Source organism: Actinophytocola sp. (assembly GCF_036378875.1).
Taxonomy (GTDB): domain Bacteria; phylum Actinomycetota; class Actinomycetes; order Mycobacteriales; family Pseudonocardiaceae; genus Actinophytocola.
The window spans coordinates 95,409-111,502 of the sequence record NZ_DASUVO010000044.1; the positions used below are offsets into that span (position 1 = coordinate 95,409).

At 70.0% G+C, this 16,094-nt stretch carries 15 protein-coding genes; 14 read left to right on the top strand and 1 reads right to left on the bottom strand.

Annotation, left to right across the window (positions count from 1 at the left end; all coding sequences use genetic code 11):
* The first annotated feature begins 141 nt into the window (after positions 1–141).
* The 14 genes from VF106_RS11370 (at position 142) to VF106_RS11435 (ending at position 14,495) form a co-directional block, all read left to right on the top strand.
* Complete coding sequence (locus VF106_RS11370; protein WP_330839595.1) at positions 142–1,680, top strand: phage tail sheath family protein; 1,539 nt, start codon at positions 142–144, stop codon at positions 1,678–1,680.
* A gap of 29 nt (positions 1,681–1,709) precedes the next feature.
* Positions 1,710–2,153, top strand: coding sequence for a phage tail protein (locus VF106_RS11375; RefSeq protein WP_330839596.1), 444 nt, complete (start codon positions 1,710–1,712; stop codon positions 2,151–2,153).
* Between the two features lie 5 nt (positions 2,154–2,158).
* Complete coding sequence (locus VF106_RS11380) at positions 2,159–2,551, top strand: phage tail assembly protein (protein ID WP_330839649.1); 393 nt, start codon at positions 2,159–2,161, stop codon at positions 2,549–2,551.
* Positions 2,548–2,703, top strand: coding sequence for a DUF6760 family protein (locus tag VF106_RS11385; RefSeq protein ID WP_330839597.1), 156 nt, complete (start codon positions 2,548–2,550; stop codon positions 2,701–2,703). Before VF106_RS11380 ends, VF106_RS11385 begins: the two co-directional genes overlap by 4 nt.
* A gap of 12 nt (positions 2,704–2,715) precedes the next feature.
* Positions 2,716–5,097 carry an eCIS core domain-containing protein gene (locus VF106_RS11390; protein WP_330839598.1) on the top strand — a complete coding sequence of 794 codons (2,382 nt, stop codon included), beginning with the start codon at positions 2,716–2,718 and terminating at the stop codon, positions 5,095–5,097.
* A gap of 9 nt (positions 5,098–5,106) precedes the next feature.
* Positions 5,107–5,562 (top strand): phage tail protein, encoded by a 456-nt coding sequence (locus VF106_RS11395; protein ID WP_330839599.1) that lies wholly within the window; start codon positions 5,107–5,109, stop codon positions 5,560–5,562.
* 1 nt (position 5,563) lies between these two features.
* The gene (locus VF106_RS11400; protein ID WP_330839600.1) at positions 5,564–6,016 is read left to right on the top strand and encodes a phage tail protein; all 453 of its coding nucleotides are present in this window, start codon (positions 5,564–5,566) and stop codon (positions 6,014–6,016) included.
* 17 nt (positions 6,017–6,033) lie between these two features.
* Positions 6,034–6,798, top strand: coding sequence for a LysM peptidoglycan-binding domain-containing protein (locus tag VF106_RS11405; protein ID WP_330839601.1), 765 nt, complete (start codon positions 6,034–6,036; stop codon positions 6,796–6,798).
* On the top strand, positions 6,795–8,744 hold the full coding sequence (locus tag VF106_RS11410) for a phage baseplate assembly protein V (protein WP_330839602.1): 1,950 nt from the start codon (positions 6,795–6,797) through the stop codon (positions 8,742–8,744). The genes VF106_RS11405 and VF106_RS11410 overlap by 4 nt, the downstream gene beginning before the upstream one ends.
* A gap of 9 nt (positions 8,745–8,753) precedes the next feature.
* On the top strand, positions 8,754–9,170 hold the full coding sequence (locus tag VF106_RS11415) for a gp25 family contractile injection system sheath assembly initiator (RefSeq protein WP_330839603.1): 417 nt from the start codon (positions 8,754–8,756) through the stop codon (positions 9,168–9,170).
* On the top strand, positions 9,170–11,122 hold the full coding sequence (locus VF106_RS11420; protein WP_330839604.1) for a putative baseplate assembly protein: 1,953 nt from the start codon (positions 9,170–9,172) through the stop codon (positions 11,120–11,122). The genes VF106_RS11415 and VF106_RS11420 overlap by 1 nt, the downstream gene beginning before the upstream one ends.
* A complete protein-coding gene (locus VF106_RS11425; protein WP_330839605.1) occupies positions 11,122–11,661 on the top strand; it encodes a phage tail protein in 540 nt (179 codons plus the stop codon). Before VF106_RS11420 ends, VF106_RS11425 begins: the two co-directional genes overlap by 1 nt.
* Positions 11,662–12,947: 1,286 nt before the next feature.
* Positions 12,948–13,832, top strand: a complete 885-nt coding sequence (locus VF106_RS11430) for an NADase-type glycan-binding domain-containing protein (RefSeq protein WP_330839606.1) — start codon at positions 12,948–12,950, stop codon at positions 13,830–13,832.
* Positions 13,833–13,841: 9 nt separating this feature from the next.
* The gene (locus VF106_RS11435; RefSeq protein ID WP_330839607.1) at positions 13,842–14,495 is read left to right on the top strand and encodes an alpha/beta fold hydrolase; all 654 of its coding nucleotides are present in this window, start codon (positions 13,842–13,844) and stop codon (positions 14,493–14,495) included.
* Here the strand turns inward: VF106_RS11435 and VF106_RS11440 are convergent.
* The gene (locus VF106_RS11440) at positions 14,488–16,041 is read right to left on the bottom strand and encodes a hypothetical protein (RefSeq protein WP_330839608.1); all 1,554 of its coding nucleotides are present in this window, start codon (positions 16,039–16,041) and stop codon (positions 14,488–14,490) included. The two genes, VF106_RS11435 and VF106_RS11440, sit on opposite strands and share 8 nt — an antisense overlap.
* Between the last annotated feature and the right edge of the window lie 53 nt (positions 16,042–16,094).

The window sequence follows — 16,094 nt, forward strand, 5'->3', positions numbered from 1 at the left end:
GATCGGGCAACCGCACAGGCGGCTGCCCGAAGGGGCGCGTGCGCTCGCCCTCCGTACCGCCCCGCGACGACTGAAACCAGCTGGTCCGGAAAGAACAAACTGATCGGCGACGCTCACCACGCAACGAGGGAGACACCCGAGATGGCCAGCAGTTACCTCGCGCCCGGTGTGTACATGGAGGAGGTTTCGTCAGGTTCGCGGCCGATCGAGGCTGTGGGAACCGCGGTGGCCGCCTTCGTGGGCTTCGCCGAGCGCGGCCCCCTGCACGAGCCTGTGCTCGTCACCAACTGGACGCAGTTCAAGCAGGCCTTCGGCGACTTCGTCGAGGGCTACTACCTCGCGCACGCCGTCTACGGCTACTTCCAGAACGGTGGCGGCACCGCGTACGTCGTGCGCGTGGGTGGGGAGTCGGCCAACGGCTCCGGAAACGGCCAGGTCGCCCTGCCGGCCGCCGAGTTGCCCGCCGTCGGCGCCGAGACCAGGCCCGGCCTGACGATCTCGGCCCGTTCGACCGAGGCCGGTGACCTGACCGTCGAGGTCCAGCCGGCCAGCGAGCAGGGTGACGACGCCTTCAAGCTGGTCGTGAAGCAGGGTGGCCAGCCGGTCGAGACGTTCGACAACGTCACCGTCAAGCGCGGCGCCAACAACGTCGCCACCGTGGTGCGCCAGCAGTCCAAGCTGATCACCGTCGAGGAGACCAAGGGCAAGTCGCTCGCGCTGCCCCGTCCTGGCGAGGTCGCCCTCGGCGCGCCGTCCGCGCCTGCCCCGGTCAAGGTCGAGGCGAACGCCTACGTGGGCAACTCGGCCGACCGCACCGGGTTCGGCGGCCTGGAGGCCATCGACGAGGTCACGATGCTCTGCGTGCCCGACCTGATGGCGGCCTACCAGCGCGGCGCGCTGTCCATCGAGGACGTCAAGGCCGTGCAGCTGGCGATGATCGCGCACTGCGAGCTGATGGCCGACCGAGTGGCCATTCTGGACACTCCGCCGGGCCTGAACGCCCAGGAGGTCAAGGAATGGCGGATGGACATCGCCGGCTACGACTCGAAGTACGCCGCGATGTACTGGCCGTGGGTCAAGGTCGCCGACCCGGTGGCCGGCAAGCAGGTGTTCGTGCCGCCGTCGGGCCACATGGCCGGTATCTGGGCGCGCAACGACTCGACGCGCGGCGTGCACAAGGCGCCGGCCAACGAGGTCGTGCGTGGCGCGGTCACCCTGGAGATCAACATCACCAAGGGCGAGCACGACGTGCTGAACCCCATTGCCGTGAACTGCATCCGCAGCTTCCGCGGCCAGGGTATCCGGGTCTGGGGCGCGCGGACGCTGTCGAGCGACCCAGAGTGGCGTTACCTGAACGTGCGGCGGTTGTTCAACTACGTCGAGAAGTCGATCCTGCAGGGCACGAACTGGGTGGTGTTCGAGCCGAACGACCCGAAGCTGTGGGACTCGGTCAAGCGCACGGTCACCATGTTCCTCCGTCGCGTGTGGCGGGACGGCGCGCTGTTCGGCAACCAGCCGGCGCAGGCGTTCTTCGTCAAGTGCGACGAGGAGAACAACCCGGCGGAGAACCGGGACGCGGGAATCCTGACCGTCGAGATCGGTATCGCGCCGGTGAAGCCGGCCGAGTTCGTCGTGTTCCGGATCTCGCAGTTCGCCGAGGGCGCCGGCCTCGAGGAATGACCCACCACTTCGCTTAAGGAGCAAGGGATATGGCAGGCACGCAAGACCCGATCACAGCCTCCCGGTTCTCGATCACCATCGACGGCTACGAGATCGCCGCGTTCTCCGAGCTGCAGGGCATCACCACCGAGGTGAAGCCGGTGGAGCACCTGGAGTCCACGGACAAGGAGCTCATCCTCAAGAAGCTGCCCGGCAAGCGGGAGCCCGCGGTCGTCAAGCTCAAGCGCGGCAAGACCGCGGACATGGCGCTGTGGGCATGGCACGAGGCCGTGCTGCAGGGTGACATCCTCGCCGCACGCAAGAGCGCCTCGCTCGTGATGTACGGCGCCGACGGCAAGCCCGTCGCGCGGTACCACATGGAGAACGCGTGGCCGTCCGTCGTCGAGATCGGCGCGCTGAAGGCCGGCGCCAACGACGTTCTCATGGAGACGGTCACCATCGTGTGCGAGACCCTCCAGCGGGTGTCGGTGTGACGGCGATGGCGGAGCAGACCAGTTCCGGTCTGCGCACGGAGTACCCGTTCACGTTGCCGCGCGGGTACGTCGACGAGCACGGCCGCATACACCGCGACGGCGTCATGCGGCTCGCGACGGCCCGCGACGAGCTCACCACGCAGGCCGACCAGCGCGTCAGGGCCAACCCGGCGTACCTCACCGTGCTGCTGCTCGAGCGGACGGTCACCACGCTCGGCGACCTCGCGGCGGTCGACACGTTCGTTGTCGAGAACCTGTTCGCCTCGGATCTCGCCTTCCTGCAGGACCTCTACCGGCGCGTCAACGCCGACGGCCACACCGAGGTCGCGGTCAGCTGCCCGCACTGCGGCACCGACTTCGCGGTGGATGTCGCCGGTGATGCGCCGGGGGGATCGTGACGTACGCGACCGACCGCGTTTGGGAGGAAGTCGCGTACGTCGCCTACTACCTGCACTGGGACCTGGACAAGATCCTCGACCTGGAACACCCGGTGCGCACGCGTGTGATCACGGAGATCGGCAAGATCCACAGTCGGTCCACTGAGGAATGAGGGGACAAGTCGATGCGCTGGCCATTTCGGCGAAAGGCTGACGGCACGTCGGCCGGCCCGGCCGCGGGCACCGAGCCGACGGCCGGCGGCGACGGACACGCGCTCGCGCAAGCGATTGCACAGCCGGCCGGGGACGTGGTCAGGCCACCGGCTCGGCAGTGGGCCACACTGCCGGCGATCACCACCACCATTCCCCGGACCATGCCGTTGACCGTGGGGCCGGCACCCGTCGTGCCGCCGCTTCGGCTCGGCGAGCGGCGCGGGCTCGCGGCCTCGGTCGAGGTGCCCGTCGGCACCGTCACCGGGCTTGCCCAGTCCGTGGTGCGGGCGACCGTTCCCGCGGTTCCCGTTGCCTCGCAAGGCGTCGAGCTGTTGCCGCGGCCGGTGGTGCGTCGTCCGGTTCGGACGGCGCCCGCCGAGGTCGCGCCGTTGGTGGACGCGGTAGACGAGTACGTCGGTGAGCCACGCGTGCCGGCCGAGCCCTACAAGGCGCCCGGCTGGTTGCGGTTCATGCCGGAGTGGGCGAAGACCAGCCAGGCCGAGGAGCCCGCGCTTCCTCCGTCCGGCACACCGGAGATGGTGATCGCCGAACCGCCGTCGTTCCTCCCGGCCGAACTGCGGACACCCAAGGTCGACCCCCCGCCGCGCATGGCGGAAAGTGTTCAACCCACGACCGAGAACCCGCCGCCCCTACGTAAGCGGCGGCCGAACCTCGGCCAGTCCCGGCGGCTCGGGCTCGGCGCTCCGATCTCGAGGCCGGAGCTCGTTCACGAGTCACCGCCCATTGTGGACGGGACGGTCGAGTCACCGCAGGAGCCGCCGCCCCCACCGGCGGCCCCTGCGCGTGTGGTGGCCGAACCGGACCCGGCACCCGAGCCGCCGCCGGCACCGGAACCGGAGCCGGAACCGACGCCCGAGCCGTCGGTGGCCGACCGGGAACCGGCCAAGCCACCCGAGCAGCGTGAAGACCGGACACCGCCGTCGAGCGGCGGCCAACCGACCGGCGATCCGCCCCCGGCTGGACCAGCGCCGGTCGGTACCACACCTGCCAAGCCCGTGGCCGCGGTCTACCGCGCCACGGCAGAGCTGCGTCCGGCGCCCCGGCGTCGCGAGCGTCCACGTGGGACGGTTGTCGAGCGGGTGCCCGCCGCGCTGGCCAGCGAGGTTCGCACCCGGCAGCACGCGGACGTGTCCGAGGTGCCGGTGTACCGCGGCCCGAAGGTCAGCGAGGCGGCGAAGTCCCGTGGTGCGCGGGCGTTCGCCGCCGGCGGTGCCGTGTTCCTGCCGGACGAGGCGGGGTCGGTCGACTCACCACGCGCCCGAGGTCTGCTCGCCCACGAACTGGTGCACGCGGCCCAGCAACGCACGCTCGGCCCGCGCCTGCCGTCGCCCGACTCACCGCTCGGTCAGCGGTTGGAAGCCGAGGCGCAGGCGGCGGAACGCTTCTATGCCGGCGAGTCCGCCGAACCGCCGCCGCTCATCCACGCGCCGATGCCGGCTCCAGCGTCGGCGCCCGAGCCGGACCTGTCCGTCGCCGCCCAACTCGCAACGGAACTCGCCCCGGCCCCCACCCAGCGGTTGCAGCCGGCGAACGGCCCGTTCGACCAGGAGGAAGCCGCCGAGGTGGACCGGATCGCCACCGAGTCGGCCAGGCACGTGGTCGCGGAGTGGACGAACCCCGCGCTGCAGCAGAGAAACCCGCAGCAGCAACAACACACCACGCACGGCCCGGCGCACACCGGCGCGCACGGCACGGCGCCAGGCTCCGCCACCCGCCCCGCCAGTCGCCGTGAACAGATGATCGCCGCGGAACTGGTGCGGCTCAACAGCCACCTCGCTGCCGGTGCGGCCCCACTCACCGAGCTGCCGCGCGACGCGCTGGCCAGGATCGACCACCAGATCACGGCCGAGGCCGCCCGGCGCCACGGCAGCCACCCGTCCCGGCACGACCAGACCGCCGAGCCGCAGGAACCGCGGTACGAGCCGGGTTCCGCGCAGGCGTGGATGCACGCCATCACCGGCATGGACGTGCACTCCGATCCGGCCCCGCCCAGGCGTGGGGGCCGGGAACCCGGGCTCATGGACAGCTGGTGGAGCGGCTCCTTCCGGGACGACCGCCCGGTCGCGGAGCGGGTGGCCGACCGGATGGGGCTGATCGACCGCAGCACGGCGACCCAGTTCGACATGGACACGTGGTGGGAAACGGAAGAGGACGCGGCGGGGGACCCGGACGACGGCGACTCCGAAGGACGGTCCAGTGGGTCCTCTCTGGACCTCAACAACGTCGACCTCGACGAGCTGGCCACCCGGCTGTACGACCGGCTGCGCAGCCGACTGCGCCTCGAACTGCTCGTCGACCGTGAGCGCGCGGGCATGCTCACCGATTTTCGCTAGGAGGAAGCAATGGCACTGTCCGACACGTCCATGATCGGCCTGACGAACCGGTTCAAGGTGGTCATGTCCGGGAACAACACGTACGACATCGGTAGCTGGGCCAAGGCGGACGGGCTCGACGTCACATGGGACGTCGCCGAGTACCGCATGGGGGATGGCGGCAACGACCGGCTCTACTTTCCCGGCAACACCAAGTACACCAACATCAGGCTGACGCGCAGTGTCTCCGACGAGACCGAGGCCACGAAGAAGTGGTTGGACGAGACCGCGACGAAGGTGCAGCTCTTCGACGGGTACATCGAGCTCAGGGACTCCGGGCAGAAGAAGGTCACCTCATGGGACCTTCGTGACGTGATGCCGGCCAAGTGGTCCGTCACCACGTTCGATGCCAGCGCGAGCCAGGTCGCGCTGGAGACCCTGGAACTGACGCACCGCGGTTTCCTCAACGACCAGCGCATGTTCTGACATGGCCATCACGCTGAACACGATGCTCGCCCTCACGGCGCGGTTCCACGTGACCGTGGAGGGAATGGACCTCGGCGGCTGGGCTCGGTGCCAGGGCCTCGAGGTGAAGTTCAACTCCAAGGCCCAGCCGGAGGGCGGGAACTACCAGTACGAGACGATCCTGCCGGGGGAGATCAAGTACTCGAACGTGGTCCTGCAGCGGGCGATCAACAAGAACGACACCGAGCTGGTCCTCAGTTGGCTGCGGCAACGCGCCGAAACCTGGGTGAACGCGTCGGCGAGCGGGGGCGGGGGCACCGCGACGATCGTCCTCTTCGACTCGCGCGGCACCGAGGTCACGCGGTGGATGCTCCGCAACGTGTACCCGGAGAGCTGGAAGGGCCCGGACCTGGACGCCATGTCGGCCGGTGTCGCGATGGAGCAGCTCGTACTTGTCCACGAAGGTTTTCTGTGAGCGGAGGGGTGTGACCCATGACTGTCGCCATGGTGTCGGCTGGGGCGAACGTCGTCGCGGGGGCCGCGATCGGCGCCGCCGCGCTCGCGGGCGCACGCGTGCCCGCTTCGCTGCGGTGCATGACGTTGCCGAACATCGGGTTCGTCTACTTCGACTTCAACCCGAGCGAGATCGCGATGGCCCGCACCGCGGTGACCAAGACCGTGCCGAACCGGAACCAGGGCGGCAAGAAGGTCCAGCAGAAGGTCCCGCCACTGACGCTGAACCTCAGCAAGATCACCTTCGAGGGCCTCGACACCAAGGTGCGCTGCGACACGCTCATCACGTGGACGAACCCGGCCGGCGGCTTCGTCGGACAGGTGGCCGCGGTGTTCGGCAAGAACCTCAAGACGCAACCGCCGGAGCTCACCTTCCAGTGGGGACCACCCCTGCTGGGCTTCATGTACACGGTGACGCTGAAGTCTGTGAAGATCAACTACACCCGGTTCACCTCGGCTGGCATTCCCGTGCGGGCCACGGTCGGGCTCAACATGGACGTCGTGCCGTCACTGCTCGGCACCCTGCCGCAGAACCCGACCTCCGGTGGGCTCACCGGCCGGCGCGCGCACACCGTCGGGCACGGTGAGACGCTGCAGACCATCGCGAACGCCAACTACGGCAACCCGGGTGCGTGGCGGCGCATCGCCGAGGTGAACGGCATCAAGGACCCGACGCGGATCCGGCCCGGCGCCACCGTCTACCTGCCCAACCCGGACGAGCTGGACAAGGGGGGCAAGCGATGACGCTCGGCGGGCTGCTCGGCGGCAGCGACACCGCCATCGTCTGGCCGGACGTCAAGGTCGGCAAGGTGGTGGGGATCCCGCTGCTGCCAACGGTCACGGAGCATCTGGTGCGGGCCGTTGTGGACACTCACCTGCACCTGCCGGACATGTTCGAGCTGACCTTCCACGATCTCGAGGGCAGCATCGTCAAGGACGCGGGCCTCGAGATCGGCTCGACCGTCGAGATCTCCGCCGGGGCGGCGAACAGCGAGTCGACGACCTCCTTGATCAAAGGTGAGGTCACGTCCATCGAGGCCATCTGCCAGGAGGGCCTCATCTTCTCGATCGTGCGCGGCTACGAGCGGGCGCACCGGTTGCAGCGGGCCAAGCGCACCAGGACGTTCCTCAACATGAAGGACTCCGAGATCGCCGCCCAGGTCGCGGACAAGGCCAAGATCGAGAAGGGCGTGATCGAGGAGACCTCGGTCGCCCACGACCACATCGCGCAGATCGCCCAGACGGACTGGGACTTCCTCCAGCAGCGGGCGCGCGAGATCGGCTACGAGACGGGTGTGGTCGGTGGGAAGTTCTTCTTCCGCAAGGCATCCGGTCGCAAGGACGGCGGCGGTGGCCTGCTGGGGGACATCGTCGACACGCTGGCCAGCCTGGTCGGGCTCGGGCCGAGCAAGCTCGCCTTCAAGGAGAACCTGCACACGTTCCTGCCCCGGCTGTCCGCGGCCAACCTCACACCGGACGTGGAGGTCCGCGTGTGGGACCCGAAGGACGCCCGCGTGGCGGTGGCCAAAGTGGACGCCGCGACCGGCACCGCGAAGATCGACGACCAGGACCCCGCGGACCTGGCGAACTCCTTCAGCAACGAGTTCCTTCCGCTGCCGTCGTTGCCGCCCATACCGTCGATTCCCGGCATGCCGAGCCTCAACCTCGGGCAGCAGGCCAGTAACACCGCCTATCTGGTGGTGGACCGCCCGCTCGGCGTCGGGCAGGCGGCCGACACCGCGGCGGAGGCGGCGGCCAAGGGTGTGGCCGACCACATCGCGAGCACGTTCGCCGAGGCAGAGGGTGACGCCGACGGCGACCCCGGGATCCAGGCCGGCGCGGAGATCGAGATCGAGGGCGTGCCGGAGCAGTTCTGCGGCAAGTGGTTCGTCACCAACGCGCGGCACGTGTTCGACGCCAACGAGAACGGCTACCACACACGGTTCTGGGTGTCCGGCCGGCAGAACCGGTCACTCCTCGGGCTGACCTCGGGTGGTGCGAAGACGAAGGAGACGGCCTTCGGCGGGTTGGTGTGCGGGATCGTCACCAGCCTGAAGGACCCCGACAAGCTCGGCCGGGTGAAGGTCGCGCTGCCGTGGCTCGCGCCGAACTTCGAGTCCGACTGGGCCCGTGTGGTGCAGTTCGGCGCCGGCGCGAAGACCGGGGCGCTGTTCCTGCCGTCGGTGGGTGACGAGGTGTTGCTGGGCTTCGAGTTCGGCGACACGCGCCGACCGTATGTCCTCGGTGGACTGCTCAACAGCAAGGCGGACTACGGCGAGCTGAAGAACGCGGTGGACGGGTCCGGGATGGTGACCAAGCGCGGCATCGCCACACCGGCCGCCAACCAGCTGACGTTCACCGACGAGCTGCCGCCCGGCCCGCCGGGGAGCCTGCCGCCGGTCCAGTCGAAGATCCAGCTGGGCACGAAGGGCGACAAGCTCGGCCTCGTCATCGACCAGGTCGCCGGGACGGTCACGCTGGCGTGCAACCCGAAGCCGCCGGAGTCCAAGTCCCCCAACGGATCACTGACGATCGAGTGCGGCGAGCTCGGCGGGATCACGATCAAGGGTGGCACGGGTGGGGTCAAGATCGAGACGGACGGACAGCTCTCGCTCAACGGGAAGATGGGCGTGAAGATCGAGAGCAACGCCATCGTCGAGGTCAAGGGTTCTCTGATCAAGCTGAACTAGGGGCGTTTCATGACTTCGACACAGCAGGACTTCGTCGGTGCTGGCTGGGCGTTCCCGCTCGGTGTCGCGCCGCAGGGCGGGATCGCCCTCGTGCGCCGGGAGGTGGAGCTGGAGCAGGCGATGCGGCTGATCCTGGCGACCTATCCCGGTGAGCGGCCGATGCGCCCGGAGTTCGGCAGCCGGATCCGCGACTACGTGTTCCGGCCCATCAACGTGGAGACGATCGGGGAGCTGTCGCAGGTGGTGCGGGACGCGTTGCTGCGCTGGGAACCGAGGGTGGACGTCGAGGCCGTGCTCGTCACGCCGCATCCCGAGGAGGACGGCGTGCTCTACATAGACATCCAGTACCGCCCGAAGGACACCAACGACCGGCGCAACCTGGTCTTCCCCTTCTACACCATCCCAGAGGACGGGAGTGACTACTGATGGCGCTGCCTGCCCCCAACCTCGACGATCGCCGGTTCCAGGACCTCGTCGACGACGCGAAGCGCATGGTCATGCGGCGCTGTCCGGAGTGGACGGACCACAACGTGTCCGATCCCGGCGTCACGCTGATCGAGACGTTCGCGTTCATGACCGACCAGCTGCTGTTCCGGCTCAACCAGGTGCCTGACCGGCTCTACGTGAAGTTCCTGGAGCTCATCGGGTTGCGGCTGATCCCCGCCACGCCGGCGCAGGCCGACGTCACGTTCTGGCTGTCCGCGCCGGCGATCACCGCGGTCGGCATCCCGATGGGCACCAACGTGGCGACGCTGCGCACCGAGCAGGTCGAGTCCGTGGTGTTCTCCACCGACAAGGACCTGCAGATCCTGCCGTGCGCGCTCAACTACGTCGCGACACAGGCCGCGGACGCCGACGCGCAGGTCGACCGCACCGACGAGATCAAGATGGGCCAGTCGTTCGAGGCGTTCTCGCCGGTGCCTCGGGTCGACGACGCCATGCTCGTCGGACTGTCCAACCCGGTGCCGAACTGCGTGGTGCGCCTGGACTTCGACTGTCGGGTCGAGGGCGTCGGCGTGCACCCCGACCACCCGCCACTGCAGTGGGAGGCGTGGAACGGCAAGGAGTGGCGGCGTTGCCGGGTCAGCACCGACGAGACCGGAGCGTTGAACACGACCGGCGAGATCCACGTGCACGTGCCGGGTGACCACGAGTCCGCGGTCCTCGGCGGTCACGCGGCCGGCTGGTTGCGGGCCCGCGTGATCGAGGTGGACGAGGACTGGCCGACCTACCAGGCGACCCCGCTCGTGACCGCGTTGTCGGCCAGCACGATCGGCGGCACCGTCGAGGCCGACCACTGCGAGATCATCGAGGAGGAGATCCTCGGCGACTCGGAAGGCGTGCCGGGACAGGAGTTCTCCGTCGCCCGCGCCCCGGTGGTGCTCGGCGCTGGCCAGGCCGTCCTCGAGACCATGTCGGACCACGGCTGGCAGGAGTGGACGCAGGTACACAACTTCGCCGGCAGCGGACCCGCCGACCGGCACTACATTCTGGACGCCACGGCCGGCACCGTCCACTTCGGACCAGCGATTCGCGAGCCGGACGGCGGGCTGCGCCAGTACGGCGCGGTGGCGCCCTACGGGTCCACGATCCGGTTGCGTAAGCACGCCACCGGTGGTGGCCGGATCGGCAACGTCGGCAGGGGCGCGATCCAGACGCTGAAGTCGTCGATTCCCTTTGTTTCCAGGGTGGAGAACATCGAGGCCGCGTGGGGCGGGGTCGACGGCGAGAGCCTGGAGGAGGCCAAGGCACGTGGCCCGATCCTGCTGCGCACCCGCAGTCGCGCGGTGACCGCCGAGGACTACGAGGCCATCACACACGAGGCCGCGCCGGACGTGGCGCGGGTCCGCTGTGTCACCGCGGGCGACCAGGACACCGACGCGGGTTCCGTGCGGGTGCTGATCGTCCCCGCGGCGGCCGAGGTCGACGGCAAGATCGACTTCGCGGAACTGGTGCCGGGCGAGGAAACCCTGGCCCGGATCTCCGAACGTCTCGACGAGGTGCGGCTGATCGGCACTCGCGTACTGGTGTCGCCGCCGAGGTATCGCGGGGTGACGGTGGTCGCGCGGGTGATCGCCCGGCCGCGGCTGGACACGGCGCGGGTCCGGGCCGAGGCGTTGGAGGCGCTGTACCGGTACCTGAACCCGATCTCGGGAGGCAGGGACGGTCGTGGGTGGGAGTTCGGCCGCCCGGTGCAGGCCGGTGACGTTTACGCGCTGCTGCAACGGGTTCGCGGCGTCGACCTGGTCGAGGACGTGCGGCTGTTCGGCGCGAACCCGGTGACCGGCGAACGGGGCGAGGAGTGCCAGCGGCTCGACGTCGACCCGCACAGCCTCATCTTCTCCTACGAACACCACGTGAAGGTGGAGGACCACTGATGCGCGGCATGGTTACGGGCATGGCGAACGCGTCGCCGTTCATCGCGATGCTTCCCGCTGTGTACCAGGAGGACCCGTTCGCGGAGCGTTTCGTCGGCGGCTTCGACGACGTACTGGCACCCATACTGTCCACTCTGGACTGCCTGGTCGACTACTTCGACCCGTACCTGGCGCCGGAGGACTTCCTCGAGTGGATGGCCGGCTGGGTCGGCATCGAACTGGAAGAGGGCTGGCCGATCGAACGCCGGCGCGCGGTGGTCGCGACCGCGGTCGAGATGTACCGCATGCGCGGCACGGTCGCAGGCCTACGGGCGAACCTGCAGGTACTGACGGGCGGCCGGGTGGAGATCGCCGACAGCGGCGCGGTGGGCTGGTCGAAGAACCCGGGCGCCGCGATGCCCGGCGAAGCGTCCCCACGGCTCGCGGTACGGATCAGGGTGCACGACCCGTCGAGCGTCCCCATGGATTTGGTCGACTCGGCGGTGGCGGCCGCCAAGCCAGCACACGTGGTGCACAGAGTGGAGGTGGACAGACCGTGATCGTCTGCAAGACCTGCGGCTTCCACAACAAGGAAACAGACGCGTTCTGCGGTTCCTGTGGATCCTTCCTGGAGTGGACGGGGGAGAAGCTGGCCCCGGCGCCCGTACCCGCGGCACCAGTCGAAGAGGAGGAGGAACAGCCGAAACGCGGCTGGTTCTCCCGCCTGCAGTCGGTGCTGTACCTCGACGTGGGTAGCCGGGACCCGGTGGAGACCCCGGCCAAGCCCGGCGTCCCTGGCCGTCCCGGCGCTCCGGGTGCCGGTGGCCCGCCCAAACCGCCAGGGCTGGGTGGTCCACCCAAACCTCCGGGGGCTGGTGGCCCGCCGAAACCGCCTGGTGCCGGTGGCCCGCCGAAGCCCCCGGGCGCTGGTGGTCCGCCCAAGCCTCCGGGTGCGCCCAAGCCTCCGCCCCCACCTGGGGCCCCGAAGCCTCCGCCCCCTCCTGGCGCGCCGAAGCCCCCGCCACCGCCGGGTGCCGCGGGCCCGCCCTCACCGCCCGGAGCCCCACCTCCGCCCCCTGGGGCACCGAAGCCACCCCCGCCACCAGGTGCGGCGGCGAAGCCGCCACCTCCGCCGGGTGCGGCCACGGGCGCGGTGACGGCTGCTCCGCCTGCGCCACCCGGTGGGGCGGCGAAGCCGCCTGCTCCGCCCGGCGCGATGGCGGCTGCGCCGGGCGCGGTTGCGGGTGCCGCACCGATCGCTCCGCCTGCGCCGCCGGGTGGGCCGGCGACGGCACCATCGCCGTCGGGTGTGGCCATGGGTGCCGCGCCGGCCGCTCCGCCTGCGCCGCCCGGCGGGCCCGCGAAGCCACCCCCTGCACCGGGTGCGACCGCGGCGTCGCCGCCTGGCGGGGCGGCGACGGCACCTTCCATGGGTGCCGCGCCGACTGCTCCGCCTGCGCCGCCAAGGGCGCCCGGCAGCACGCCGCCCGGCGGCGGGCCGGCGCTGCCACCTACGCCGGGTGCCTCGCCGGCTGGGGTCGCGACACCCGCGCCAGCCGGCGGTGGGCCCACGTTGCCGCCTCCGTCTACGGCGGCTGGTGCGGTGGTGATTGCTTTGCCTGTGTCGACCGGCTCGGCTGGGCCTATGGCGCCTGCGTCGGCTGGTGGGCCTGCTCTGCCCGCGCCACCGTCTGGGCCGGCGTTGCCGCCACCCCCGCCGTCCGGCGGCCCGGCGCTGCCACCTCCTCCCGCGCCGAAGGCGCCAGCCGGTGGTCCAGCGCTACCACCACCCAACGGCGAGCCGGCAAGAACCACCGCGGCTGAGGCCAAGGAGCTTGCCGCGCCGGTGGTGGGGACCGCGAGCAGCCAGCCGGATGCCGTGGTGCCTCAGGAGGCGCGGACGAAGCCTCCGCAGGTGCGGCGGCAGCCGCCGTCGAAGAAGCTGCAGCCTGGGGATCTGGTTTGTGGCGAGTGCGGTGAGGGCAACAGCGTCACCAGGAAGTTCTGCAGTCGCTGCGGCACGTCGCTCGCGGAGGCGGAGGTCGTCAAGACCCCTTGGTGGCGCAAGCTTCTGCCGCGGCGGGGTGCGAAGGTCCGCAAGTCCGGGGACCGGCCGAAGGGGCGTGGCCGCGGCGGCAAGACCAAGCTGGGCCTGATCGTCAGCAACACCTTCAAAGTGGCGCGCAGAGTGGTCGCTCTCCTGCTGGTGCTGGGCGGTGTGGCCTACGGGATGTTCACTCCGTTCCGGGGCTGGGTCAACGAGCGCGCGGCCGAGGCGAAGGGCACGTTCGAGCGGACCTTCTTCCCCCAGTACGCGCCCGTGTCGGCGGCGGAGGCACCCGTGGGATCTCTCGTGTCGCCAGAGCATCCACCCAACAACGCGGTCGACGGCAAGTCGGACAGCTACTGGGCCGCGCCGCTCGGCGCGGTGGAGCCGAACATGGTGGTGAAGTTCGACCGCACGGTGAACCTCGCGAAGCTCATTGTCCACAATGGAGACGGCAAGGGCTTCAAGGAGACCCACCGCGCGCAGAAGCTGCACCTGGTGTTCTCCAACGGCAAGACGACCGACGTCAACCTGCAGGACCGGCCGGACCCGCAGACGGTGGAGATCGAGAACGGCGAAGGTGTGAACAGCGTGGAGATCTACGTCGAGTCCACGTTCAAGTCCGCCAGCGGCATCGATGCCAGTCTCGCCATCAGTGAGATCGAGTTCTTCGAGGAGTTGTAGCGTGGCCTGGTGATCACACTCGGCCACACCACCGGCGGGGCGTCCGACGGCCCGCCGGTGGTGCTACTGCACGCACTGGGCGAATCGGCACGCACCTGGTCGGCGTTCGCCGCACAGCTGCCCCGGCGGTCGATCGCGTTGGACCTGCGTGGCCACGGCACGTCTCCTCGGCCAGGCGACTACTCGTTCGCCACGATGGCCGACGATGTCCTGGCGTTCCTGGACTCGCAGGGGCTCGACGAGGCGGACCTCGTCGGCCACTCGCTGGGCGGCGCCGTCGGCATGCATGTCGCCATGCGGGCGCCGGGCCGGATACCCCGCCTGGTCGTCGAGGACATCGCCCCGCCGCCCCACGAGCCGGTGCCGCTGCCCGAGGTCGCGGACGCGCCCGACGAGCCGGTCGACTTCGACTGGGCGGTGGTCAAGGCGATCCGCCACCTGATCCGCACCCCTGACCCGGCGTGGTGGGCGGGACTGGCACACATCACCGCCGACACGCTGTGGTTGGCCGGCGGCCCGCCGAGCCACGTCGACCAGGCCCGCCTCCGTGCCGCTGCGGCGAAGATGCCGTCAGCGCGCGTGGTGGAGATCCCGGTGGGCCACCACATTCACAGTGAGGCGCCGGACGAGTTCGCCGCGGCGGTCATTTCTTTCCTCACCTGAGCAGGGTGGCGAGGTCGATCGCTGCCCTCGCGAACCGGAACCCCTCCGGTGGCACGCCGTTCGGGGAGTTGAGCCAGTCGCCTCGGCCGCGGACCTGGAACTTGGGGTCGTCGAGCAGCAGTGACACATAGCAGCCGTAGTCGATGGCGAAGGCGTCGTACAGCGAGCCGGGGTGGTGCGGGTCGGCGATGCCGCGGCGCAGCAGGTGAAGCATCCGCGCGTCGTGCAGATCCTCCAGCACGCCGGCGCGGTCGCGGGCCAGTTGGTCCACGACGAACGTCCGCGCCCGGCGGTGACCGACCACCTCGTCGACCAGTGCCCGCAACGCGGCGCGGGCGGGATGGTTGCCGCTGATCGCCGTCTGCTTGTCCCGCAGGTACCAGTCGCGGGCGGCCCGGCGCACGTCGGCGACCCCGATCGGCCGGTCGTGCGCGTGCTGCGCGGCGAGCGCGGCGATGTTGATCGCGTCCCGCGGCACGCCCTCCCCGGCACGCACCAGCTCGAGGAAAGCGCTGCGGCGGAAGCATTCCTCGACGAAACGGGCCGCGTCCCTCGGTGGGTCCTTGACCATCGTGCGCAGCCAGACCGACGTGTGGTTGTGGAACAGCCGGGCGAAGAACTCCTTGGCCGTGGTCTCGCTGTTGTCGAAGGCCAGGAACGCGTCCAGGTCGACCGACGACGCCGCGTCCGAGCCGACCTCGATACCCACGTACTCGCCGGTCCCGGTCGGTGTCGCGAACTGGGACCGCCGCTCGATCGCCGCGATCTTGACCGTGAGCCCGCCGATCGGCAGCACCGCGCGCCGCAACAGGTCGGCGAGGAACGGCTGCAGTTCCCTTGGCACGCTGCTCCACTCGTCGAGCAGCAGCCACAGCCTCGCCGGGCCGAGCGCACGCACGATCTTCCTGGTGGCGCGACTGAGCGGGCCGAACAGCACATGGTGCTGCTCCACCCCCGTCCGCACCAGGCGGCTCTGCGCGGTCGACGTGCGCCGCGAGCCGGTCGATGCGGTCAGCGACGGCCGCGGCGCCATCGTGAACCCCGCCGATCGCACGGACTCCGACGTGCCGCCGATCGTGGTCTCCCGTTCGACCTCGCCGACGACCTTGACGCTGGTGGCGGCCTCCGCGAGCGCGTCCAACCCGCGCAACAACCCGCTCGGGTCGGCGATCTCCCTGTCCATGGCGACCGACAGCAGCCCGTCGTGCACGTCCTCCAGCGTGTCGATCAGCAGCCGCGTGCCGCGCTCGGTCGCGGGAAGGGTGGAGTCGGCGTGTATGCCGCCGGCCGAGCCGATCGTGCGCAGATCCACGTACACCGGGACGTCACTCAAACTGGTGGCAATGTCCGCGAGATGCAACAGTGCGTGTGTCTTCCCGGTGCCGCGACGTCCGTACAGAATCTGGTGGTCAGTCGAATGCAGTAGCGCGGCGAGGGAGCCGGCCTCCACGTAGGTGCTCGACACGGTGTGCCGGGCGGAGTTCTCGGCCCTCCTCGGGATCCGCAGGAGCGCTTGGTTCAGATGTTGGTGTCTGCCCGTAGCCAATCGTGTTCCCCCGGTAGCCGGATATCTCCAGACTGCCCGGTGCGCTGTACTAC